Source organism: Bradyrhizobium sp. CIR48 (assembly GCF_014198315.1).
Lineage (GTDB): Bacteria > Pseudomonadota > Alphaproteobacteria > Rhizobiales > Xanthobacteraceae > Bradyrhizobium.
The window spans coordinates 350,642-372,703 of the sequence record NZ_JACIHG010000005.1 but is presented as its reverse complement, the minus strand read 5'-3'; the positions used below and the strand labels follow the sequence as shown (position 1 = coordinate 372,703).

Here is a 22,062-nt window from a genome sequence, read left to right as displayed (position 1 = left end):
TCAGCATGAGGCCGGAATACGACCATCACCGGGCAATGCCAAGCCCGGACAAGCGCCGTGTTTTCTGCGCATTGGTTCCAGGTCAATAAAAGGGTCGATCAAAAGGGGGACATATGATCACCGGCCTCGATCACGTCGTCGCTCTGGTCAGGGATATCGGTGCAGCCAAGGCGGCCTACCAGACGCTGCTCGCCCGCGCGCCGGCCTGGCAGAACTCCGGCGAGGGCGCCGACCGCGTGCTGTTCACCCTCGAGAACATGACGATCGAATTGATGGCGCCGAGCGGTTTCAGCGTGACGGCCGATCGGATGCGTGCGCTGCTCGACGACCAGGAGGGCGTGCTCGCCAGCCTGTGCTTTCGTGTCGCAGACATGAGCAGGATGCACCGGCGGCTGCAGCGGGTGGCCCTGAGCCCGGATCCGGTCGCCGAGGTCGAAAGCAGCGACGACGAGTCGGGCGCCGTCCTGCACTGGAAGCGCACGCGCGCCGCCACGGAACTCACGCGCGGCGTGCGCATGTTCTTCCTCGAACTGGCCGACGAGCGTCCGCTCTCCCCGGCGACCGACGTCGCGCCGATCGACGCACTCGACCATGTCGTCGTCACCACCGAGGATTCCGAACGCGCCGCCGCGCTCTATGGCGCACGGCTCGGGCTCGATTTGGCGCTCGACCGCTCGCACCAGGACTGGGGCCAGTTGATGTTCTTCCGCTGCGGCGATCTCATCGTCGAGGTGGTCCGCCGGCCGGTCGCCGGCGGTGACCACGCGCGTGACCGGCTCTGGGGCCTGAGCTGGCGGGTCGCCGACATTGACGCCACGCGCGCCCGCCTGATCGCCGCCGGCCTCGACGTCACCGAGGTCCGCAACGGCCGCAAGCCCGGCACGCGAATCATGACGGTGCGCAACGGCACCTGCGGCATCCAGACCGTGCTGCTGGAGCGCTCGCCCAAGCCGGTGGAGTGAAAGCGGTCTCTCCACTCGAAGACTCTCGTAGGGTGGGCAAAGCGAAGCGTGCCCACGTCTTGGCTGCTCGATGAGAAGACGTGGGCACGGCGCAAGGGCGCCCTTGCCCACCCTACGACACCGGCTTGCTTGGCTTTCACTGTCGCGAAACTATGCGGCGGGCTGCCCGCGTGTTACACGCGTACCGACAGCACCCCAGCGAGCACTCCACTTGGCGAAGGCAAAGCGAACTCTGAAATGGCAGCGTGATCCCGAAGGGATGCGGCTGCGCATTCTCGAAGCCGCCAAGCAGGAGTTTTCCGCCCACGGGCTCGCCGGCGCACGCGTCGACCGCATCGCGGCCAAGGCCGGCGCCAACAAGCGCATGCTGTACTACCACGTCGGCAACAAGGACGAGCTTTACCTCGCGGTGCTCGAAGGCGCCTATGACAAGATCCGCAGCGAGGAGCGGGGGCTCGATCTCGAGCATCTCGATCCGCCCGAGGCCATCCGGCGCCTGATCGAGTTCACCTGGAACTACTTCCTGCGCAACCCCGAATTCCTGTCGCTGCTGCAGACCGAGAACCTCGCGCGCGCCAAGCACCTGAAGAAATCGACCAAGGTCAAGTCGATGCACTCGCCCTTCGTCGAGATGATCCGTACTGTGGTGCGACGCGGTGTCGACAGCGGCGACTTCCAGGTCGCGGTCGATCCGGTGCAGCTCTACATCTCGATCGCAGGCCTCTGCTTCTTCTACCTCTCGAACTCGGCGACGCTCAGCGTGATCTTCGGCCGCGATCTCCTGGACAAAAAGGCCAAGGACGAACGGCTGGCCCATATGGTCGGCCTGGTGCTGGCGGCGCTGACGGGGCAGTCCGTGGCCTTGTTCGAGATCGCGAAAGCGCCGAAGTCGCGCAGCGTGGTGGCGCAGACGGTGTAGTGCTCGCTCGTCGCTGGTCGACGATCGGCTGCTGATGCCAAGTTTCTCCGCTGTCCTCGCCCGGGCGATCCAGTATTCCAGAGACAGCGAAGGGATGCGGAGAGGGCGCCGCGTACTGGATTCCCTGCTTTCGCGGAGAATGGCACCGAGAGTGGGGCGGTCTCATGCCCCGGACGCAGCGCAGCAACGTCCCATTTCCAAAGCACCGCGGAACCGCCGCCGCAAAACGTCACAGGGAAAGGTCTGGACAGTATTTATCCAACGGGTTAATTTCTCCCCACAACGAAGAAGACTGCCGGGAGTGAAAATTGGCCGAGCTGAAGCCGCAGAATGCGATCTCCAAGCTGCTGAATGCGGCCTGGGTTCGGCCGTTCTTGTTCCTCGTCTTCATCGTCGTCGCATGGGATCTCGCCATCCGGCTGTTCAGGATCCCCGCCTACCAGATCCCGTCGCCGCTCGATGTCGTTGCAGTATTGCGTACCGATTGGCCGGAATTGCTGCGCCAGTCCTGGCCCACGACCTATGCGACGGTCTGCGGTTTCGCGCTGTCCGCTCTGTTCGGCATTCCCGTCGCGATGCTGATTGCGGGCTCGAAGACGGTGGAGAGCTACATCTATCCGCTGCTGGTGTTCTCGCAATCCGTGCCCAAGATCGCGATCGCGCCGCTGTTCGTGGTCTGGTTCGGCTTCGGCATCATTCCAAAGGTGATCTCGGCGTTCCTGCTCGGCTTCTTTCCGGTGGTGGTCTCGGCCGTGCAGGGCTTCAAATCGGTCGATCCTGACATGGTCGATCTCGCCCGCGCCATGCAGGGCAGCCGCTTCCAGGTGTTTTGTGCGGTGAATCTGCCGCACGCGTTGCCGGCGATCTTCTCGGGTCTCAAAGTGTCGGTGACGCTCGCCGTGGTCGGCGCCGTCGTCGGCGAATTCGTGGGGTCCAATTCCGGCATCGGCTACGTGATGCAGCGCTCGATCGGCACCTTCGACCTGCCGACGATGTTCGCAGCCCTGGTGATTCTCGCGCTGCTCGGCGTGATCCTGTTCTGGATCGTCGACCGGATCGAGAAGCTGGTCATTCCCTGGCATGTCAGCCAGCGCGAGGACGTGATTTTCGCTTCTTAACTAAAGCACAAACGGCCACCAATGGCCGACGCAACAACGGCAAAGGGAGAGTGACGATGAAGCGGTGGATAGGAGCTGTCTCGGCGGTGCTGCTGACCTTCGCGGCCATGCCGGCACAAGCGGCCGACAAGGTCGTGCTGATGCTGAACTGGTACGTCTATGGCGAGCACGCGCCGTTCTATTACGGCAAGGCCAAGGGCATCTACGCCGCCGAAGGCATCGAGCTCGAAATCCAGGAGGGCCGCGGCTCGGCTGCGACCACGCAGGCCGTCGCTGCCAAGACCGCCGATTTCGGCTATGTCGACGTTCCCACCATGATGCGCGCCGCGATCAAGGGCGCGCCTGTGGTTGCGACCGGCGTGCTGCTGCAGACCTCACCGATGTCCGCCATGGGTTTTGCTGACAAGAACATCAAAAAGCCCGAAGACATCAAGGGCAAGACCGTGGCGATCACGCCGGCCGATTCCATGACCCAGATCTGGCCGCTGTTCCTGAAGAAGACGGGTCTGAAGGAGAGCGACTTCCAGACCGTTGCCGGCGACGGCCAGACCAAGCTCAACGCGGTCATCAACGGCCAGGCTGATCTGCTGCTCGGCTATGTCATGGACCAGTCGATGAAGATCAAGGACGCCACCGGCAAGGACGTCTACCCGATCAAGTTTGCCGACTACGGCATCAACATGGTCTCCTCCGGCATCATCGCCAATGCCGACTATGTGAAGGCCAATGCCGATCTCGTCCGCCGCTTCATGTCGGCGACGACCAAGGCGGTGGAAGCCGCCGAGAAGGAGCCGAAGGCCGCCGCGCAGTCGATCCTCGATGCCAACCCCAAGGGCGGCAAGATCGACACGCTGACGCAGGGTTTTGAGCTGACCATTCCGCTGTACCGGACCGCGGAGACCAAGAGCAAGCGGCCGTTCCAGGTCACGGACCAGAACATGACGGACTCCGTCAACCTGATGGTCGAATATGGCGGACTGGATGCCAAGGCCAAGGACAACCCGAAAGCCTTCTACACCAACGACTATCTGCCGAAGAGTGGCTCGTGAGCGATCAATATCCGCCGTCGTCCCTGCGAACGCAGGGACCCATAACCACCGGCCTTGATTGTTGCGGAAGGTCTTTCCCCGCGTGCCTGAACGTACCGGCACGGCGTATGGGTCCCTGCGTTCGCAGGGACGACGGGGGGAGAGCGCTGCGATGAACCCTGCGAGCAAGCCAATCGATGTCCAGCCGGCCGCCCATCTGAGACTGGTGAGCGACCGGGCCGCCGGCGATGCCTCGGGCATCAAACTGTCCGGCGTGTCGAAGACCTACCGGACGCGCGACGGCGATGTGCCGTCGCTGCGTCCGCTCGACTTCCACATCAACGACGGCGAGTTCTTCGTCGTGGTCGGGCCATCCGGCTGCGGCAAGTCCACGCTGCTCAAGCTGATCTCCGGCTTGCTGCCGCCGACATCAGGCGAGATCCTGGTCGAGGGCGAGAAGGTGACGACGCCGCACGGCAATGTCGGCATCGTCTTCCAGAACGCGTTGCTGCTGCCCTGGCGCAACATCCTGTCCAACGTCATGCTGCCGATCGACATGAAGCGGCTGCCCCGGGACAAATATCTTCCCCGCGCCAAGGCGCTGCTGAAGCTGGTCGGCCTCGAAGGCTTCGAGAAGAAGCTGCCGTGGCAGCTCTCCGGTGGCATGCAGCAGCGCGCCTCGATCTGTCGCGCACTGGTGCACGATCCAAAAATCATGCTGATGGACGAGCCGTTTGGCGCGCTCGATGCGCTGACGCGGGAGCGCATGAATGTCGAGCTGATGCGGATCCAGCGCGAGACCAGGAAGACGGTGCTGCTGATCACGCATTCGATTCCGGAGGCCGTGTTCCTGGCCGACCGCGTGCTGGTCATGACCGAGCGCCCTGGCGCAATCGCCGCGATCTACGACGTACCGCTGCCGCGCCCGCGCTCGCTCGACGTCATGGCCGACCCGGTTTTCACCGAGCTTGTGCAGCGCATCCGCAAGCATTTCTTCTCGCAAGGGGCATTGGACTGAGGCAATGCGACTGATCTCGGCTGCAACCACGACGACGATGCGCTCCCTCTCCCGCTTGCGGGGGAGGGTTGAGGAGGGGGTGTCTCCGCTCGCGAGGACCCCTAAGAGGAGAAAACCCTCACCCGGCGCGTTGCGCCGACCTCTCCCGCAAGCGGGAGAGGTGCACCGCCGCCGTGGCGAAATCGTCGGGACCAACTAGCACTATGTCACCCCGCCTGAAGCTGCGAGACATCGCCTTCTTCGAACGTCCCGTGCAGTTCGCGCGGCCATTCCGCTTCGGTGCGATCACGATCAACGCGACGCCACAATTGTTCGTGCGAGTCGAGATCGAGGTGGAGGGCAGGGGGAGCGCGGTCGGCGCCAGTGCCGAGCTGCTCGTGCCAAAATGGTTCGACAAGCGGCCGGAGCTGTCCCCGGCGCAGACGGTGGATGGCTTGCGGCGGTCGTTCGAGATTGCGCGCGGGCTTTATCTTGCGGAGACCGGGTTTCGTCCAGCGTTTGGATTGCATGCGTCGTGTATTGCCGCCCAAGTCAAAGCGTGTGCGGAAGAGGATATTCCGCCGCTTGCAGCGGGCTATGGTCCGGCGGAAATCGACAAGGCGATCCTCGACGCGCTCCTGCGCGCGGTCGGTGCGAGCTTTTTCGAGGGAATGGCTGACAACATCGCGGGGATCGACGGGCGGATGTCACTCGATCTGACCGGCGCCGAGATCGCAGGGTTTCTGAAGGGCCGAACGCCTCTGCCGCGGGTTGCTATACGGCACACGGTTGGCCTCGATGACAAGATCGAGGGCGAGGGTGGGGTAGCGGACGTACGCGAAAACGCTGGCGCTCGCTATTTCAAGCTCAAATTGTCGGGCGATCCGGAAGCAGATGTGGCACGGCTGGCGCGCATCGGCAAAGAACTCGGAAACCTGGATCGTGACTACAAGGTCTCCCTCGACGCCAACGAACAATACGCCGACCTTGCTGCATTGCGTGCATTGATCGATCGCCTTGATGGCGACGCAGCCCTGCACGGAATCTCGACCCGGCTTCTTTACATCGAGCAGCCAATGCCGCGCGATATTACATTCCAGACCGCTCTCGGGTCGCTCGCCACGCGTGACTTCATCATCGACGAAGCCGATGATTCCTACGGAACGTTTCTGGCGATGAGGCCGCTCGGCTATCGCGGCATCTCCTCGAAATCCTGCAAGGGTCTCTACAAATCGATCCTTAACGCGGTCCGCGCCGCGCAATGGACTACCGGCGCTGAAACGTTTTTCATCACAGGCGAGGATCTGACCTGCCAGGCCGGCCTCGCCGTGCAGCAGGACCTCGCGCTCGGCGCCTTCCTCGGCGTCACCCACGCCGAACGCAACGGCCATCACTATGTTGACGGCTTTGGCGACACGCCTCTCGCCGAAGCGCAGGCGTTCGCCGCCGCGCATCCCGATCTCTATGCCGATGCCGGGCAGGGCATCCGCCTCTCCATTCACAACGGCGATCTCCTGACGGGATCGCTTCACGCAACGGGCTTTGCGACGTCGGTTCATCCGGACTGGTCGGCACTCCGCCCGCTCGAACAGCCGAGATCACTTCAGGAGCATTTGACATGACCACCCAACGCCTCGGCCTCATCATGAACGGCGTCACCGGCCGCATGGGGCTCAACCAGCATCTGATCCGCTCGATCGTCGCGATCCGGGAGCAGGGCGGTGTACGGCTGAAGAACGGCGACCGCGTGATGCCAGATCCGATCCTGGTCGGCCGCAGCGCCGAGAAGGTCGAGGCGCTCGCCAAGCGCTACAATATCACACGCTGGACCACCGATCTCGATGCGGCGCTCGCCGACAAGAACGACACCATGTTCTTCGATGCCGCGACGACGCAGGCCCGGCCGGGTTTGCTGACCCAGGCGATCAATGCCGGCAAGCACGTCTATTGCGAGAAGCCGATCGCGACGAATTTTGAGGAGGCGCTCGAAGTCGTCAAGCTCGCCAATGCCAAGGGCGTCAAGCACGGCACGGTGCAGGACAAGCTGTTCCTGCCCGGCCTGAAGAAGATCGCCTTCCTGCGCGATAGCGGCTTCTTCGGCCGCATCCTCTCGGTGCGCGGCGAGTTCGGCTATTGGGTGTTTGAAGGTGGTTGGCAGGAAGCGCAGCGGCCGTCCTGGAACTACCGCGAGGAGGACGGCGGCGGCATCATTCTGGACATGGTTTGCCACTGGCGCTACGTGCTCGATAACCTCTTCGGCAATGTCCAGAGCGTGAGCTGCATCGGCAACACCGACATCCCCGAGCGTTTCGATGAGCAGGGCAAGAAGTACAAGGCGACCGCGGATGATTCCGCCTATGCGACGTTCCAGCTCGAAGGCGGCGTCATCGCCCACATCAACATGTCCTGGGTGACGCGCGTCTATCGCGACGACCTCGTCACCTTCCAGGTCGACGGCACCCATGGCTCGGCAGTCGCGGGGCTCAGCGACTGCATGATCCAGGCGCGGCAGGCCACCCCGAGGCCGGTGTGGAATCCCGACGAGAAGCGGCTGCACGATTTCTACGGCGACTGGCAGAAGCTGCCTGACAACGTCAGCTACGACAACGGTTTCAAGGAACAGTGGGAGATGTTCATCCGTCACGTCTACGAGGATGCGCCCTACAAGTTCACGCTGCTCGAAGGCGTCAAGGGCGTGCAGCTCGCCGAATGCGCGCTGAAGAGCTGGAAGGAGCGGCGCTGGATCGACGTCGCGCCGATCAAGGCGTGAGATCGATTGGATAGCGTCCCGATATCTACCAAGCCGTCATTGCGAGCGGAGCGAAGCAATCCAGAGTCTTTCTGCAGAGGCAGTCTGGATTGTCGCTTCGCTCCTCGCAATGACATGGAGAGGTTCGAAATCATGAACAAGCCCGTCCAACCCATGTCGTCATTGTCGCTGAAGTTGCCAAAGGCCGATCGCTCGATCGAGACCTACCGGCTCGCGGCTTCGCGCACGTTCCCTGCAAAGCTCGAGGGGCCGCTGAACCGCATCGCCTTTTCGGCCGTGCACACGGTGGCCGATCCCTTCGCCGACAACGATCCCTGGCTCTCGGTCGCGGTCGACTGGGACAAGACCATCGCCTTCCGCGAGCACGTATGGGACCTCGGTCTTGGCGTTGCCGAAGCCATGGACACCGCTCAGCGCGGCATGGGGCTGGACTGGCCGACCTCGCTGGAGCTGATCACGCGCTCGGTCGCCGCCGCCAAGCGCCGCAACGCGCTGGTGTTCTCCGGCGCCGGCACGGACCATCTCGCGGTCGAGGATGCCAGGGGCCTCGACGACGTGATCCGCGCCTATGAGGAGCAGATCTCGGCGGTGGAGAAGGTCGGTGGCCGCATCATCCTGATGGCATCGCGCGCGCTGGCGAAACTCGGCCGCAACGCCGATGACTACGCCAAGGTTTATGATCGCGTGCTGTCGCAGGTCCGTGAGCCCGTGATCATTCACTGGCTCGGCGACATGTTCGATCCGGCGCTGGCGGGATATTGGGGCACCGGGGATCTCGACAAGGCGATGGACACGGCGGTCGCCATCATCAACGGCAACGCCGCCAAGGTCGATGGCGTAAAAGTCTCGCTGCTCGACAAGCAGCGCGAGATCGACATGCGCCGGCGCCTCGACAAGCGCATCAAGATGTACACCGGCGATGACTTCAATTACGCGGAGCTGATCGCCGGCGACGAGCAGGGCTTTTCGCATGCGCTGCTTGGTATTTTTGACGCCATTGCGCCGGCGGCATCCTACGCACTGTCGCGGCTGGCGGCCGGCGACGAAGCCGGATTCCACGACGTGCTGGGGCCGACGGTGCCGCTGTCGCGTCACATCTTCAAGGCGCCGACGCGGTTCTACAAGACCGGCGTGGTGTTCATGGCGTATCTCAACGGCCACCAGGACCATTTCACCATGGTCGGGGGACAGGAGAGCACGCGCTCCACGTTGCATCTGGCCGAGCTGTTCCGTCTGGCCGACAAGGCCGGCCTGCTCGCCAACCCTGAACTCGCGACGCAGCGGATGAAGACCGTGCTCGCCACCCACGGTATCGAATCCTGATGCGCGATTTTTCGTCCGACCATCGCTGGCTGTCGCTGAACACGGCGACCGTCCGCAAGCAGGGTGACCTGGTCGAGATCATCAATGCCTGTGCAAAGCAAGGCATCCGCGCCATCGATCCCTGGCGCGACCAGGTGGCATCCGTCGGCCTCGACCGCGCCGCGCGCGCAGTGCGCGATGCCGGCCTCGAGCTCTCAGGCTATTGCCGCGGCGGCATGTTCACCTCGGACGCATCGCGCCGGAGTGAAGTGCGCGACGACAACAGGCGCTGCGTCGACGAGGCCAAGGCGCTGGGCGCGCCCTGCATCGTCCTGGTCGTCGGCGGCCTGCCGCAATATTCGCGGCCGGGCAGCGAGGCCTCGAAGGACATCGTGACGGCACGCGGGCAGGTCGAGGAGGCTCTCGCCGACATGCTCGACTACGCGAGGCAGGCCAAGCTGCCGCTGGCGATCGAGCCCCTGCATCCGGCTTACGCGGCCGACCGCGCCTGCGTGAATACGACGAAGCAGGCGCTCGACATCTGCGACCGGCTCGATCCTGCTCGCAGCGGCATGCTCGGCGTCGCGCTCGACGTCTATCACATCTGGTGGGATCCGGAGCTGATGAGCCAGATCGCGCGCGCCGGCAAGGATCGCCTGCTCGCGTTCCATGTCTGCGACTGGCTGGTGCCGACAAAGGACATCCTCAACGACCGCGGCATGATGGGCGACGGCGTCATCGACATCAAATCCGTGCGGGCGGCGGTCGAAGCGGAGGGCTTTGAAGGCTATTCCGAGATCGAGATCTTCTCCCACGATTGGTGGGGCAAGCCGATGGGGGAGGTGCTGCGGACCTGCATCGCGCGGCATAAGGCGGCGGTGTAAAGTTACCACGAGTGGCGGCCCCTACGGGCTGGCGAGCTGTTGCAGCGTGTTGAAGCGGACGTTCTGCCCGCTGTTCGGCGTCGATAGAACTGGTCCGGCGCAAGTTCGCCCCGCTGGCGAGGCGGCGAGCTGGTCGGAGTACCACCAAAGATGTGGTGGACTGCCATCAGCTTTCAGGCAGAATGTCATCATGCCGATGCCGCAGCCTCGCCACAGTCTGTGCCAGATCGGATGCGGTAATCAGTGGCATCAACGATCAGCAGGGACGGCGGATGTACCCATGCCTGTTGACCTTGAATGGCCCCGACGTGCAACCGTCGGGGCCATTGCCGTGTCCGGCGTGACACGGCTGGCGAGCTTTGCCGAAGGCACTGGCGTGCTTTGGCGCGGCGAAGGACCGCCAAGGACGATCTGCAATTCAATGCGCCGTGCCAAACTGGTTTTGCGATCGAATTTGCCGGGCAGGGCCGTTCGCCGAAAAGTCGGACGATTGCGCTATCATTGATTCACCGTCAAACACCGGACTATCACCCGTCAATTCGATCTGCGAAGCTGTGACGACACAATGCGCTTGCAAACAAGCAAGCGTGAAGAGAGGTTCGCAGTGGATAAGGTGCAGCGTTTGCGTGCGATGAGCTCACTATGCCGCCAACAGGCCGCGTACAACAGCATGAACAAATGGAAGCTGCTCGCAGAAGCGGAATACTGGGATCATCTGGCTAATCTCGAGTTGTCTTCTCACTTCCAGCAATGCAACGCGATCACAAACACGAATGAGGCTGGGCGGTCCTCGTGAGGTCGGAAACGAGGCTGTCGCTTGCGTTACGTGCCGCCGCACCCTCACAGAGAGTGCGCGGCAGCGACATACATGGTCTCGTTGAGCTTTGAAGCAGGACGATTACGTGACCCCGCTTCGTTCGACCGCGACGCAAATTGCAACGAGAGAACGCGATGCCGTCCTCACGGCCCCGCGACCTGTTGCAGCGTGTTGAAGCGCGCCTTCTGCTCGCTGCTCAGCGTGGCATAGAACTCGTCCAGCGCAGGCTCTACCAGCTTGGCGGCCGTCAGCATCGCCTCGAGCCGGTGCTGCATCGCCTCCAGCCGTCCGACCGGCGTCAGCGGCACATCGTTCGGGCAAGCCGCTTGCAGGCCTTCAACGCCTTTGGCTGTCGCTTCACTGAGGCGGTCGAGCGCCTCCTTCTGTTTGCCGGCTGGGTGGAGCACAGCCTCGATCCTTTGGATCGGCAGCTGGGTCAGGCTGGATTTCGGATCGCCGCAGCCCTCGACGTTGGCTTGTTGCTGCGGCGAGCGCTCGCCGACATTCGGGCCGAGCGCATTGAAGCTGGCCTTCTGCTCGTCACTGAGCGAGTTGTAGAAATTCTCCAGGGCCGGTCGAACGATCTTGACGGCTTCCAGCGTCGCGCTGATGCGGTTCATCATCGCGCGCAGGCGGCCGGGGGGAGTGAGTGCATAGGTCTCCGCGCAGGAGTCCTTGAACACGCCGGCAGCGTTGGCCGCCGCGGTCTTCAATTCATCGAGCAGCGCGCGTTGCTCCGGCGTCGGCCGCACCGCTTTCGCGATATCGGCAAGCGGCCAGGCGGTGACGCCCTTGTCCGGTGTGCCGCACAATTGCTGTAGCGTTTGCGGGCTCACGCTCGCGCGCGGACGGGCGCGACTGCTGCCGCCGGCTTGCGGATAATCATACGGGTTGGTGCTGGCATAGGCGGAATAGGGGCCGTCACCACCCCAGAACACGGTGTCGACGAAGTCGTCATAGGCGTATGCCCAATAACCGGGCTCGTAGCCATAGGACCAGAACGTGTAGTTGAAAATGTCGGAATAAGCGTAAGGCCAGAACACCGGCCCAAGCCACGCCACGAACACCGCGGGATGGCGGTGTCGCCAGGCCTGCCGGGGAGCCCAGCCGCTCTGGCGGGTGGTGAGCGCCGCCTGGGCTTGCGCAGGGGCCTGCTCGCGGAAGCGCTCGGCAAATCGCCCGCGCTCGGCCGCCTGCACGGCGGCGACGGCAGTGGCGGCTCGCCCAACTGTGGCGGGCTCGGGGCCCAACCGCTGCAGGCGCGCCTGATCGCGCTGCTGCATGCTCTGTTCGCGCTGGAGCAGGCGGTTCTGCGTCTGCAGCGTCCGCTCCTGTGCACGTTGCGCCCGCACGCCTTCCGGCTTCTGCGACTGCAATTGCTGCACGCGCTGTTGCATCCGATCGATGCGGCTCTGCCGTTCCGAGCTCTGACGCGTGAGCATCTCGCGCTGCCGCTGCTGCACGATTTGCTGTCGCTGCTGGATCTGCTGCTGATGCTGCTGCGCGCGCTGCTCCATCCCCTCCTGTCGCGGCGGCCGCGCGGTCACAGCCGATGGCCCGCTTGGACGCGAGGGGGCGGCGATATGCGGCGTCGGCCGCGGGGCCATGGCCGGACGTTGTGGTGCTGCCGGCGCCCGGTGGATTTCAGGTCGCGGCGCTGCCACGTGCGGGGCGGCTCGCGGCGGTGGTGCTGCAAAACGGGGGCCCGGACGCGGCGGCGGTGCGGCGATGTGGGGCGCCGGGCGCGGCGCCATGGCCGGTCGCTGCGGCATGGCCGGTGGATGGAACGCCGGGGCGGTGGGACGTGCCATCGCTGGCGGCGCCGCCGGACGGGCCATGGCCGGCGGTGCTGCTGGCCGTGCTGCCGGCGCTGCGGCCGGACCGGCAGGTCCGCCCCTTCCATGTCCCTGGCCGGGTCCTTGGGCGAGCGCGCCGACGCTCGTCGCCAGCATCGAGACACCAATGAAAGCAGCCGTAAGGCAAGCGCCATGCGGAAGCATGATTGTCGCTCCCAGCTCGTAATCGCCCACGACGTTCAACGCGCAGCTGGCGGAATCGTTCGTTGCCGGCCGCGGCCGGCATTGCGATCTTCCGACGCAGGCCGCCTCAAGAGAAATCCTGCGTCAGAGTGGTGGCGAGCCGCTCTAACGCCCAGTCGACCTCGTCGCTTGTGATCACCAGCGGCGGAGCGATGCGGATCGTCTGCTCGTGGGTATCCTTGGCCAAGATGCCCTTGCTCTGAAGCGCCTCGCAGTAGCGGCGGGCGCGGCCGGCCTCGGGATGCAGCTCAACCGCCAGCATCAAGCCGCGTCCGCGCACCTCGCGGATCGTGTTGGCACGAATGTCTTTCAAGCCTTCCAGAAAGCGCGCGCCCTGCCTGGCCGCGTTCTCGATCATGCCTTCCTCGGTCAGCACGCGCAGCGCCGCGCGCGCCACCGCGCAGGCAAGCGGATTGCCGCCAAACGTCGAACCATGCTGGCCGGGCCTCAATGTCCCGAGCACGTCGTTGTTCGAGAGCACGGCCGACACCGGATAGAAGCCGCCGGACAAGGCCTTACCGAGCAGCGTCACGTCAGCCTCGATTCCCTCGTGCTGTTCGGCGAGAAGCTTGCCGGTGCGGCCGAGCCCGGTCTGGATCTCGTCGAGCACCAGCATTACGTTGTTGGTGGTGCAGAGCTCCCGCACCTCAGCGAAATAACCGGCTGGAGGAAGGATGACACCGGCTTCGCCCTGGATCGGCTCGACCAGAAAAGCGACCGTGTTTGGTGTGATTGCCTCCGCCAGCGCCGTGGCGTCGCCGAACGGGATGATCTTGAAGCCCGGCGCGAACGGGCCGAAATGTGTGCGAGTGTCGGGGTCGGTTGAAAAGCCGACGATGCCCAGCGTGCGTCCGTGGAAATTATTGGCGCAGACGATGATCTCGGCCTGGCCGTCCGGCACGCCCTTCACCTCGTAGCCCCATTTTCGCACCGACTTGATCGCGCTTTCGACCGCCTCGGCGCCGCTGTTCATGGGCAGCACCTTGTGGGAGCCGGTCAGTGCCGCGATCTCTTCGTAGAAGGGGGCGAGCTGGTCGTTGTGGAAGGCGCGCGAAGTGAGCGTCAGCCTGTGCGCCTGTTCCACCATCGCCGCCAGGATCTTGGGGTGGCAGTGGCCCTGGCTGACCGCCGAATAGGCCGAGAGGCAATCGAGATAGCGGTTGCCCTCGGTATCCCAGACCCAGACACCTTCGCCGCGGGACAGGACGACCCCGATCGGCTCGTAATTATGGGCCCCAAATCGTGCTTCCGTTGCGACGAAATCAATGACCGATGCGCTCATCTGTCGTCACTCCATGGCTGCGCGCGGCGGTGCCAACCGACTGACCGCCGGCCCTCAGCTTGATCTGGGTATCAACTTGCCGCCTTGGAAGTCTTCATCCCTTCCGGTGGCGTAGCCCGATCTGATTTGCCAAAAGTATCAGAGGGTTCTCTACTGTGCATGGGGTTGTTTTCGCAGATTTTGGTGTCGAGCCCTCAGCCGATCGTACAGGCCACGCTCAAAAAGCCGCGAAACCGCACCCGTCCGCCCCGCACCGGCTGGCCGCTGACGGCATAGTTCGGGAAGCGCGCCAGGAAGCGCGAGATCGCAATCGCGCCCTCCAGCCGCGCCAGCGCCATGCCGGCGCATTGATGCGCGCCGGTGGCGAAGGCGAGATGCCGGTTCGGCGTGCGCGCGATGTCGAAGCTCTCGGGGTCCGGAAACTGTGCGGGATCGCGGTTGGCGGCGCCAATACACAGCGTCACCGAGGTGCCGGCATCGAGCATGACGCCGCCGAGTTCGATCTTTTCCGTGGTCATGCGGTTGCCGAGCTGGTTCGAGCTCTCATAGCGCAGCATCTCCTCGACGGCGGTCTTGATCATGTCGGGATTACCGATCAGCCGCTGCTTCTGGTCGCGATTGCGATCCAGCGCGACGAGGCCGTTGCCGATCAAATTGGTGGTGGTCTCGTGCCCGGCATTGAGCAGGAAGATGCAATTGTGCAGCAGCTCCTTCTCGGTCAGCCGCTCGCCATTCTCCTCACCCTGGATCAGGCGTGTCAGCACATCGCGCTCAGGATTGCCCGGCTTGTCGCGCCGGCGTGCCACCAGCGTCTGGAGATAGCTGAGAAAATCCGTCACCGCCTTGTTGCCGCGCGCGGCGACCTCGGGCGACACCACAGGTTCGAGCGCACCCAGGATCGCCAGCGACCAGTCGCGCAGTGGCCCGCGTTCCTCATGAGGCACGTCGAGCAGATTGCCGATCACCTCGATCGGGATGGACGCGGCGAAATCCTCGATCAGCTCGCAAGCCCCTTTGGCCGCGATGGCATCGAGCAGACCGTCCACCAGCTTGACGATGTCAGGCTCCATGCCGGCAATCGCCCGCGGCGACAACGCGCCCATGATCAGGCGACGCACGCGGGTATGCGCGGGCGGATCGTTGAAGACGAGGCTGGTGGTGTGATGCTCGTAGAGCGGGGTGTCGCCGTATTTCGGCGCGAACTCGCGCTTCTTGTCCGAGCTGAACGACTTGGTGTTCTTGTAGGTGGTGACGAGATCGTCATAGCGGGTCAGGAACACGGTGCCGCTGCGCAGGCGCTTGACCGGCTCGTTCTCCCGCAGTGCACGATAGGTCGGGTAGGGGTCGTCATAGAATTCCGGCGTCAGCTTCTCGAGGTCGAAGCTTGCCGCCAGCGCCTTCGCATCTGCGTTCATCCCGTTATACTCGCCGGTTAAAGCCGTTATGCCGTTTTTGTTGTTCTGGTCGGCGCACGCATGCGTCTACAGTCTGCCCACCTTGCTAGCCGACCGGACAGGAAAATGCACGCACGCGCTGACGCTGCCGACACGGCGCCGAATTGGCCCGACGATATTTTCGCGACCTTGCAACGCTTCGATGTCAGGCAGGTGCCTTACGTGCCGGATGCCGGCCATTCCAAGTTGATCCAGCGCGTGCTGGCATCGTCCACGATGCGCGGTATTCCGCTCACGACGGAGGAGGAGGGCGTGGCGCTTCTCGCCGGCGCCTGGGCCGGCGGACAGCGCGGTGTCCTGCTGATGCAATCGAGCGGCGTCGGCAATTGCATCAACATGCTGTCGCTGATCCCAATCCTGCGCTTCCCGTTCCTCACGCTGGTGACCATGCGCGGCGAGTGGGGCGAGTTCAATCCGTGGCAGGTGCCGATGGGCTCGACCACGCAGGGTGTGTTCGAGCTGTCGGGTGTCCAGGTGCTGCGGGCCTCCAGCGCGGCCGAGGTGCCGGCCGTGCTCGAAGCCGCTGCTTCGCAAGCCTACAACGCGCTCACCCCCACCGCCGTCCTTCTCTCGCAGCGCCTGATCGGCGCCAAGGTTTTCACCAAATGAGCAAGGCTAATCTCCTCGATCGCCGCCAGGTGGTGTCCACGCTGCTCGCGGACCGCAACGACGTCGTCGCGATCGGCGGCCTTGGGGCCTCCACCAACGACATGTGCGCGGCCGGCGACCACGCCCGCAATTTCTACCTCTGGGGCGGCATGGGCGGCGCCGCGATGATCGGGCTGGGGCTCGCCCTGGCGCAGCCAAAACTGCCGGTATTGGTCATCACCGGCGACGGCGAGATGCTGATGGGCATGGGCAGCCTGGCCACCATCGGGCTGCAGAAGCCGTCCAACCTCTCGATCGCAGTGCTCGACAACGAGGCCTATGGCGAAACGGGCGGCCAGACCAGCCACACCTCCGCTGCCGCCGATCTCGTTGGCGTCGCCAAGGCCTGCGGCATCGGGGATAGCCGGGCCATCACGACCATGGCCGAGGTCGAGGCCTTTGCCAAAGCCGTCCACGACGTCTCTGCGGGGCCGCGCTTTGCCAATATGAAGATCGACAGCGCCAGCCTTGAGCGGATTTTGCCAAGCCGGGACGGGACTTACATCCTCAACCGGATCCGCGGCGACCTCGGCTTCCAGCCAATCTAGGGCGGGCCTGTCCATTCCCACCGGCGCCCAGGTCCTGCACGGAAGCCGTGCAGGCAGGGCCAATTTCCACTGAATTAACGACGCACTCAGGTTGCGATGCAACATAGTGCTTGACTTTTTGCGTGGGTGAGTGCTTACTCACTAGCATGAGCTCATTGCGTATGACGAGCGACCTGAGGCGTCAATTGATCCTCGGAGCCGCGAAACGCTGCTTTGCCCGACATGGTTATACCGGCACCACGACCAAGAGCGTGGCGGCCGCCGCTGCCATTTCCGAGGCGTTGCTGTTCAAGCATTTCCCGTCCAAGGCGGCGCTCTACGCCGAAATCCTCAGCGACGAATGCGAGGCCGACCCGGCGCTCACCGAGCTTCTCGAGCGGGAGCCTTCGACCGCCACGCTGGTCGAAGTGATCCGCGGCATGGTCGAGCATTTCCTGCACATCGCTGATGGTCCCGATCAGGAAGAGGCCCAGCGCCTGCGACTGATGGCCACGAGCCATTTGGATGATGGCGAATTCGCCCGTTTGCTGTATGCCAAGATCGAGACGCTGATCGGGGCGATCTTCGTCTCCTCGCTCGAACGTGCCGTTGCCGCCGGGGACGCACGGCCATGCAGCGGCAATCCACTCAACCTGTTCTGGTTTGCGCATCACTCGGTGATGACTGCGGCGCTGACCAGGCTGCCGGCCACGCCTTGCCTCGCTTACGGCAAGGCTGAAGACCTCGAGCGGCAGCTGTGTGAGTTTCTCCTGAGGGGTATCGGACTTAACGACGCCGCAATTGCTTCGCATCTGGGCCACAATCAGGCCGCGGATGCCGGCAAGGCGGCGATTGCAGAGAGTGCATGACATGAACATCGTAACCGAACACAAGATTTCGGGCGAACCGATCGACAGCAAGGCTCCCAAGCGTCCGGTCCGGCCGGTGCTCTGGTTCATCATCGTCGGCACGCTCCTGGCGGTGCTGGTCGGCGGCCTCGTCTGGTTCAATTATTTCCGCGGCCAGATGATCAAGCAGTTCTTCGCCAACAACAAGCCGCCGCCGACCGCGGTCAGCGCGGCGGAGGCCAAGTCCGAGGTGGTGCCGAACCTGCTCACCGCGGTCGGCAGCCTCGTCGCCGTGCACCAGGTCGACGTCAGTGCCGACGTCAACGGCCGCGTCACCGAGATCAAGTTCGCGCCGGGCACGCGCGTCGAAGCCGGCACGCCGCTGGTCCAGCTGTTCGACGCGCCGGAGCAGGGCGACCTTGCCAATTACAAGGCCCAGGCGACCGTCGCGCAGCTGTCGCTTGATCGTGCCAAGCAGCTGGCCGCGCGCCAGTTCGGTCCGCAGGCGACCGTCGATACCGCGCAGGCCGCCTACGACCAGGCGCAGGCCGGCATCGCCAAGACCGAGGCGCTGATCTCGCAGAAGCTGGTGCGCGCACCGTTCTCCGGCGATCTCGGCGTCCGCAAGGTCGAGGTCGGTCAGTATCTGACGGCGGGTACGGCGATCGTGTCGTTGACCGATCTGTCGGAGCTGTGGGCCAACTTCACCGTGACGGAAAAGGATTCCGGCAGCCTCAAGGTCGGCCAGACTGTCAAGTTGAAGGTCGATGCCTATCCGGGCCGTATCTTCGAAGGCAAGATCACCACGATCGAACCGCAAATCTCGACCGACACCCGCAACATCCGCGTGCAGGCGACGATCGCCAATCCGGAGAAGATCCTGAAGCCCGGAATGTTCGTGACCACCACGGTGGTGCTGCCGGACAAGCCGGCCGTGATCACCGTTCCGGAGACGGCGGTCGACTACACGCTGTACGGCGACTCGGTGTTCGTGATCACCGAGAAGAAGGAAGAAGACGGCAAGACCAGCCTGTCCGCGGTGCGCACCTTCGTGCAGACCGGCAACCGGGTCGAAGGTCGCGTCGAAATCATCAAGGGCGTGAAGGCGGGCGACAAGGTCGTTGCCGTCGGCCAGCTCAAGCTGCAATCGGGCGCGGCGGTGTCGATTTCGACCGACCCGGCTCCGCAGATCCCGGCGCAGCCGCCGCGCTACTGACCCTCTGCATTCAAGTGATCCGGCTCGGCCGGATCACTTTTCTTGAGACATATAAATCGAGATCGCCGCGATGCGCTTTACCGATATTTTCATCAAACGCCCGGTTCTGTCGGTCGTCGTCAGTCTGCTGATCCTGCTGATCGGCCTGCGCGCGGCGATGGTGCTGCCGATCCGGCAATATCCCAAGCTGTCGAACACGGTCATCAACATCACGACCGTCTATCCGGGCGCGTCCGCGGATCTGATCCAGGGTTTCATCACCACGCCGATCGAGCAGGCGGTCGCGTCCGCCGAGGGCGTCGACTACATCACCTCGTCCTCGGTGCTCGGCACCTCGACGATCCAGGTCTACATCAAGCTGAACTTCGATCCGAACCAGGCTCTCACCGAGGTGCTTGCGAAGACGAATTCGGTCAAATACCTGATCCCGAAGGAATCCAACGACCCGATCGTCACCAAGACCACGGGCCAGACTACGGCCGTGATGTATCTCGGTTTCTCGTCCGAGGAGCTCTCGGGCTCGGCGATCTCGGATTATCTGACGCGCGTGGTGCAGCCGGTGCTGTCGACCGTCGACGGCGTGGCTTCCGCCGACATTCTCGGCGGCCAGACCTTCGCGATGCGGCTGTGGCTCGATCCCGAGAAGATGGCCGGCCGCAACGTGTCGCCGGCCGACGTCGCGGCGGCGATCACCGCCAACAACTTCCAGTCCGCGGCGGGGCAGACCAAGGGTTATCTCATCGTCTCGAACGTCTCGACGAACACGGGCCTGACCGACGTCAACCAGTTCAAGAAGATGATCGTCAAGGCCAAGGACGGCGGCTTCGTGCGGATGGAGGACATCGGCACCGTCGAGCTTGCCGCCCAAAGCACGGATGCGAGCGTCGCCTTCAACGGCGAGCACGCGATCTTCATCGGTGTGCAGGCAACCCCACAGGGCAACCCGCTGACGCTGGTCAAGGGCGTGCGCGCGCTGTTCCCCGAGCTCGAGCGCAATCTGCCGCCGTCGATGAAGATGAAGGTCGCCTACGACTCGACCAAGTTCATCCAATCCTCGATCGACGAGGTGGAGAAGACGCTCGGCGAAGCCGTGATCATCGTGATCGTGGTGATCTTCCTGTTCCTGGCGTCGCTGCGGTCGGTCATCATTCCCGTCGTCACCATCCCGCTGTCGATGATCGGCGTCTGCACCCTGATGCTGGCGCTGGGATTCAGCTTCAACCTTCTGACGCTGCTCGCGATGGTGCTGGCGATCGGCCTCGTGGTCGACGACGCTATCGTCGTGGTGGAGAACATCCATCGCCATCTGGAGGAGGGCAAGACGCCGGTCCAGGCGTCGTTGCAAGGCGCGCGCGAGATCGTCGGCCCGGTCATCTCGATGACCATCACGCTCGCCGCGGTGTACGCGCCGATCGGTTTCCTTGGCGGCCTGACCGGATCGCTGTTCCGCGAATTCGCCTTCACGCTGGCGGGCTCGGTGATCGTGTCGGGCGTGATCGCGCTGACATTGTCGCCGATGATGTGCTCGGTGCTGCTCAAAAACACCGAAGAGGGCCGCTTCGCCAAGGCCGTCAACAAGGTGTTCGGTGCGCTGACGCGCTGGTACGGCCGCAGGCTCGACCGCTCGCTCGACTACAAGGCGATCACGGGCCTGTTCGCGGTGACGATCCTCGGACTCGTCGGCTTCCTCTACATGCACACGTCGAAGGAGCTGGCGCCTGAGGAAGACCAGGGCATCGTGTTCGCGGTGACCAAAGCGCCGAAATACGCCAACATCGACTATGTCGATTTCTACGGCGACAAGCTCGACCACGAATTTTCGAAATTCCCCGAGACCGATCTGCGTTTCGTGCTGAACGGCATCAACGGCCCGCAGGGCGGCATCGCCGGCATGCTGCTCAAGCCCTGGGAGGAGCGCAAGCGCTCGTCGATCCAGTTGAAGCCGCTGGTGCAGGCCGAGCTCTCCAAGATCGAGGGCGTGCAGGCCTTCGCGTTCAACCTGCCGCCGCTGCCGGGCGGGCCGGGCGGTCTTCCGGTGCAGATGGTGATCAATTCCACCGCCGGGTTCCAGACGGTCTATGAGCAGATGGAGAAGCTGAAGGACGCTGCGCGCAAGAGCGGCATGTTCATCGTCTCCGACAGCGATCTTGCCTACAACCAGCCGAACGTGAAGGTCACGATCGACCGCACCAAGGCGCAGGATCTCGGCGTCAATATGCAGAACCTCGGCGCCACGCTCGCGGTCCTGCTGGGTGGCAACTACGTCAATCGCTTCAATCTGGAGGGCCGGTCCTACCAGGTGATCCCGCAGGTTCCGCGCGCCAAGCGGCTGTCGCCGGAATCGCTCGGTGGCTTCTATGTGACGACCAACACCGGCCAGCAGCTTCCGCTGTCGACGGTGGTGTCGATCGAGACCAAGACCGATCCAAACTCGCTGACGCACTACAATCAGCTCAATTCGGCGACGTTCTCGGCCGTGCCGATGCCCGGCGTGACCGTCGGTGCGGCGGTCGACTTCCTCGAAAGCGAGGCCAAGAAGCTGCCGCAAGGCTTCAGCCACGACTATCTCGCCGACTCCAGGCAGTACGTGCAGGAAGGCAATCAGCTTGCGATCACCTTCGGCTTCGCGCTCATCATCATCTTCCTGGTGCTGGCCGCGCAGTTCGAGAGCTTGCGTGACCCGTTGGTGATCATGATCTCGGTGCCGATGGCGATCGTCGGTGCGCTGATCCCGCTGTTCTTCGGCGTGGCGACCATGAACATCTACACCCAGGTCGGTCTGCTCACCCTGGTCGGCCTGATCACCAAGCACGGCATCCTGATGGTGGAGTTCGCCAACGAGCTTCAGGTCAACGAGCGGCTCGACCGCCGCTCGGCCATCGAAATGTCGGCCCGCATCCGCCTGCGGCCGATCCTGATGACGACGGCCGCGATGGTGACCGGACTGATCCCGCTCCTGACTGCGACCGGCGCGGGCGCGGCCAGCCGCTTCTCGATCGGCCTGGTCGTCGTGGCCGGCATGTCGATCGGCACGCTGTTCACGCTGTTCGTGCTGCCCGCGGTCTATGTGGTGCTGGCAACCGACCATCGCGCGGCCGCCGATTCCGAGCGGAACAAGCAGGTCAATGAGCTCGACCTTGGCTCCAAGGCCCTGCGGCCGACCTGACGCCGCAAGCTAGCAAGCGAACGAGGGCGGCAGCGGCGGGTCCGCTGCCGCCCTTTTTGTTGCGTCCGGGCGCCGGGCTCACTGG

Annotated in this window: 17 protein-coding genes; 14 read left to right on the top strand and 3 right to left on the bottom strand. The window is 63.9% G+C overall.

Annotated elements, in window-relative coordinates:
• Nucleotides 1–113 precede the first annotated feature (113 nt).
• The 9 genes from GGD66_RS18155 to GGD66_RS18115 all read left to right on the top strand — a co-directional run bounded on the left by GGD66_RS18155 (nt 114) and on the right by GGD66_RS18115 (nt 9,980).
• A complete protein-coding gene (locus tag GGD66_RS18155; RefSeq protein ID WP_183258547.1) occupies nt 114–962 on the top strand; it encodes a VOC family protein in 849 nt (282 codons plus the stop codon).
• Nucleotides 963–1,173: 211 nt separating this feature from the next.
• Nucleotides 1,174–1,881, top strand: a complete 708-nt coding sequence (locus tag GGD66_RS18150; protein ID WP_177237255.1) for a TetR/AcrR family transcriptional regulator — start codon at nt 1,174–1,176, stop codon at nt 1,879–1,881.
• 308 nt (nt 1,882–2,189) lie between these two features.
• On the top strand, nt 2,190–2,999 hold the full coding sequence (locus tag GGD66_RS18145) for an ABC transporter permease (protein WP_018322819.1): 810 nt from the start codon (nt 2,190–2,192) through the stop codon (nt 2,997–2,999).
• Nucleotides 3,000–3,055: 56 nt separating this feature from the next.
• Nucleotides 3,056–4,048: an ABC transporter substrate-binding protein gene (locus tag GGD66_RS18140; protein ID WP_179739487.1), complete on the top strand. Its 993-nt coding sequence runs from the start codon at nt 3,056–3,058 to the stop codon at nt 4,046–4,048.
• Between the two features lie 151 nt (nt 4,049–4,199).
• Nucleotides 4,200–5,045 (top strand): ABC transporter ATP-binding protein, encoded by an 846-nt coding sequence (locus GGD66_RS18135; protein WP_183237949.1) that lies wholly within the window; start codon nt 4,200–4,202, stop codon nt 5,043–5,045.
• Between the two features lie 203 nt (nt 5,046–5,248).
• Nucleotides 5,249–6,646, top strand: coding sequence for a hypothetical protein (locus GGD66_RS18130; protein ID WP_183258546.1), 1,398 nt, complete (start codon nt 5,249–5,251; stop codon nt 6,644–6,646).
• Nucleotides 6,643–7,794 carry a Gfo/Idh/MocA family protein gene (locus GGD66_RS18125; protein WP_183258545.1) on the top strand — a complete coding sequence of 384 codons (1,152 nt, stop codon included), beginning with the start codon at nt 6,643–6,645 and terminating at the stop codon, nt 7,792–7,794. Before GGD66_RS18130 ends, GGD66_RS18125 begins: the two co-directional genes overlap by 4 nt.
• 132 nt (nt 7,795–7,926) lie before the next feature.
• A complete protein-coding gene (locus tag GGD66_RS18120; protein WP_183258544.1) occupies nt 7,927–9,117 on the top strand; it encodes a dihydrodipicolinate synthase family protein in 1,191 nt (396 codons plus the stop codon).
• Nucleotides 9,117–9,980, top strand: coding sequence for a sugar phosphate isomerase/epimerase (locus GGD66_RS18115; protein WP_183258543.1), 864 nt, complete (start codon nt 9,117–9,119; stop codon nt 9,978–9,980). Before GGD66_RS18120 ends, GGD66_RS18115 begins: the two co-directional genes overlap by 1 nt.
• A gap of 960 nt (nt 9,981–10,940) precedes the next feature.
• Here the strand turns inward: GGD66_RS18115 and GGD66_RS18110 are convergent.
• The 3 genes from GGD66_RS18110 to GGD66_RS18100 form a co-directional block, all read right to left on the bottom strand.
• The gene (locus tag GGD66_RS18110; RefSeq protein ID WP_245283118.1) at nt 10,941–12,314 is read right to left on the bottom strand and encodes a Spy/CpxP family protein refolding chaperone; all 1,374 of its coding nucleotides are present in this window, start codon (nt 12,312–12,314) and stop codon (nt 10,941–10,943) included.
• Between the two features lie 589 nt (nt 12,315–12,903).
• Nucleotides 12,904–14,118 (bottom strand): ornithine--oxo-acid transaminase, encoded by a 1,215-nt coding sequence (gene rocD, locus GGD66_RS18105; RefSeq protein ID WP_183258542.1) that lies wholly within the window; start codon nt 14,116–14,118, stop codon nt 12,904–12,906.
• A 194-nt stretch (nt 14,119–14,312) separates the two neighbouring features.
• Entirely contained in the window at nt 14,313–15,533 is a 1,221-nt protein-coding gene (locus tag GGD66_RS18100) for a cytochrome P450 (protein WP_183258541.1), read from the bottom strand.
• Nucleotides 15,534–15,638: 105 nt separating this feature from the next.
• Between GGD66_RS18100 and GGD66_RS18095 the strand changes: the two genes are divergently transcribed.
• The 5 genes from GGD66_RS18095 (at nt 15,639) to GGD66_RS18075 (ending at nt 21,977) form a co-directional block, all read left to right on the top strand.
• A complete protein-coding gene (locus GGD66_RS18095) occupies nt 15,639–16,181 on the top strand; it encodes a phosphonopyruvate decarboxylase (RefSeq protein WP_026201519.1) in 543 nt (180 codons plus the stop codon).
• On the top strand, nt 16,178–16,768 hold the full coding sequence (locus GGD66_RS18090) for a thiamine pyrophosphate-dependent enzyme (protein WP_183258540.1): 591 nt from the start codon (nt 16,178–16,180) through the stop codon (nt 16,766–16,768). Before GGD66_RS18095 ends, GGD66_RS18090 begins: the two co-directional genes overlap by 4 nt.
• Nucleotides 16,769–16,929: 161 nt before the next feature.
• Complete coding sequence (locus GGD66_RS18085) at nt 16,930–17,616, top strand: TetR/AcrR family transcriptional regulator (RefSeq protein ID WP_177237251.1); 687 nt, start codon at nt 16,930–16,932, stop codon at nt 17,614–17,616.
• Between the two features lies 1 nt (nt 17,617).
• Complete coding sequence (locus tag GGD66_RS18080) at nt 17,618–18,811, top strand: efflux RND transporter periplasmic adaptor subunit (protein ID WP_183258539.1); 1,194 nt, start codon at nt 17,618–17,620, stop codon at nt 18,809–18,811.
• A gap of 70 nt (nt 18,812–18,881) precedes the next feature.
• Nucleotides 18,882–21,977, top strand: a complete 3,096-nt coding sequence (locus GGD66_RS18075) for a MexW/MexI family multidrug efflux RND transporter permease subunit (protein ID WP_038972774.1) — start codon at nt 18,882–18,884, stop codon at nt 21,975–21,977.
• The last annotated feature ends 85 nt before the right edge of the window (nt 21,978–22,062 follow it).

Coding starts and splice junctions, on each gene's coding strand:
- GGD66_RS18155 (WP_183258547.1), top strand. CDS start 114: ATGATCACCGGCCTCGATCACGTCGTCGCTCTGGTCAGGGATATCGGT.
- GGD66_RS18140 (WP_179739487.1), top strand. CDS start 3,056: ATGAAGCGGTGGATAGGAGCTGTCTCGGCGGTGCTGCTGACCTTCGCG.
- GGD66_RS18135 (WP_183237949.1), top strand. CDS start 4,200: ATGAACCCTGCGAGCAAGCCAATCGATGTCCAGCCGGCCGCCCATCTG.
- GGD66_RS18130 (WP_183258546.1), top strand. CDS start 5,249: ATGTCACCCCGCCTGAAGCTGCGAGACATCGCCTTCTTCGAACGTCCC.
- GGD66_RS18125 (WP_183258545.1), top strand. CDS start 6,643: ATGACCACCCAACGCCTCGGCCTCATCATGAACGGCGTCACCGGCCGC.
- GGD66_RS18120 (WP_183258544.1), top strand. CDS start 7,927: ATGAACAAGCCCGTCCAACCCATGTCGTCATTGTCGCTGAAGTTGCCA.
- GGD66_RS18115 (WP_183258543.1), top strand. CDS start 9,117: ATGCGCGATTTTTCGTCCGACCATCGCTGGCTGTCGCTGAACACGGCG.
- GGD66_RS18110 (WP_245283118.1), bottom strand. CDS start 12,314: ATGGAGCAGCGCGCGCAGCAGCATCAGCAGCAGATCCAGCAGCGACAG.
- rocD (WP_183258542.1), bottom strand. CDS start 14,118: ATGAGCGCATCGGTCATTGATTTCGTCGCAACGGAAGCACGATTTGGG.
- GGD66_RS18100 (WP_183258541.1), bottom strand. CDS start 15,533: ATGAACGCAGATGCGAAGGCGCTGGCGGCAAGCTTCGACCTCGAGAAG.
- GGD66_RS18095 (WP_026201519.1), top strand. CDS start 15,639: ATGCACGCACGCGCTGACGCTGCCGACACGGCGCCGAATTGGCCCGAC.
- GGD66_RS18090 (WP_183258540.1), top strand. CDS start 16,178: ATGAGCAAGGCTAATCTCCTCGATCGCCGCCAGGTGGTGTCCACGCTG.
- GGD66_RS18085 (WP_177237251.1), top strand. CDS start 16,930: ATGACGAGCGACCTGAGGCGTCAATTGATCCTCGGAGCCGCGAAACGC.
- GGD66_RS18080 (WP_183258539.1), top strand. CDS start 17,618: ATGAACATCGTAACCGAACACAAGATTTCGGGCGAACCGATCGACAGC.
- GGD66_RS18075 (WP_038972774.1), top strand. CDS start 18,882: ATGCGCTTTACCGATATTTTCATCAAACGCCCGGTTCTGTCGGTCGTC.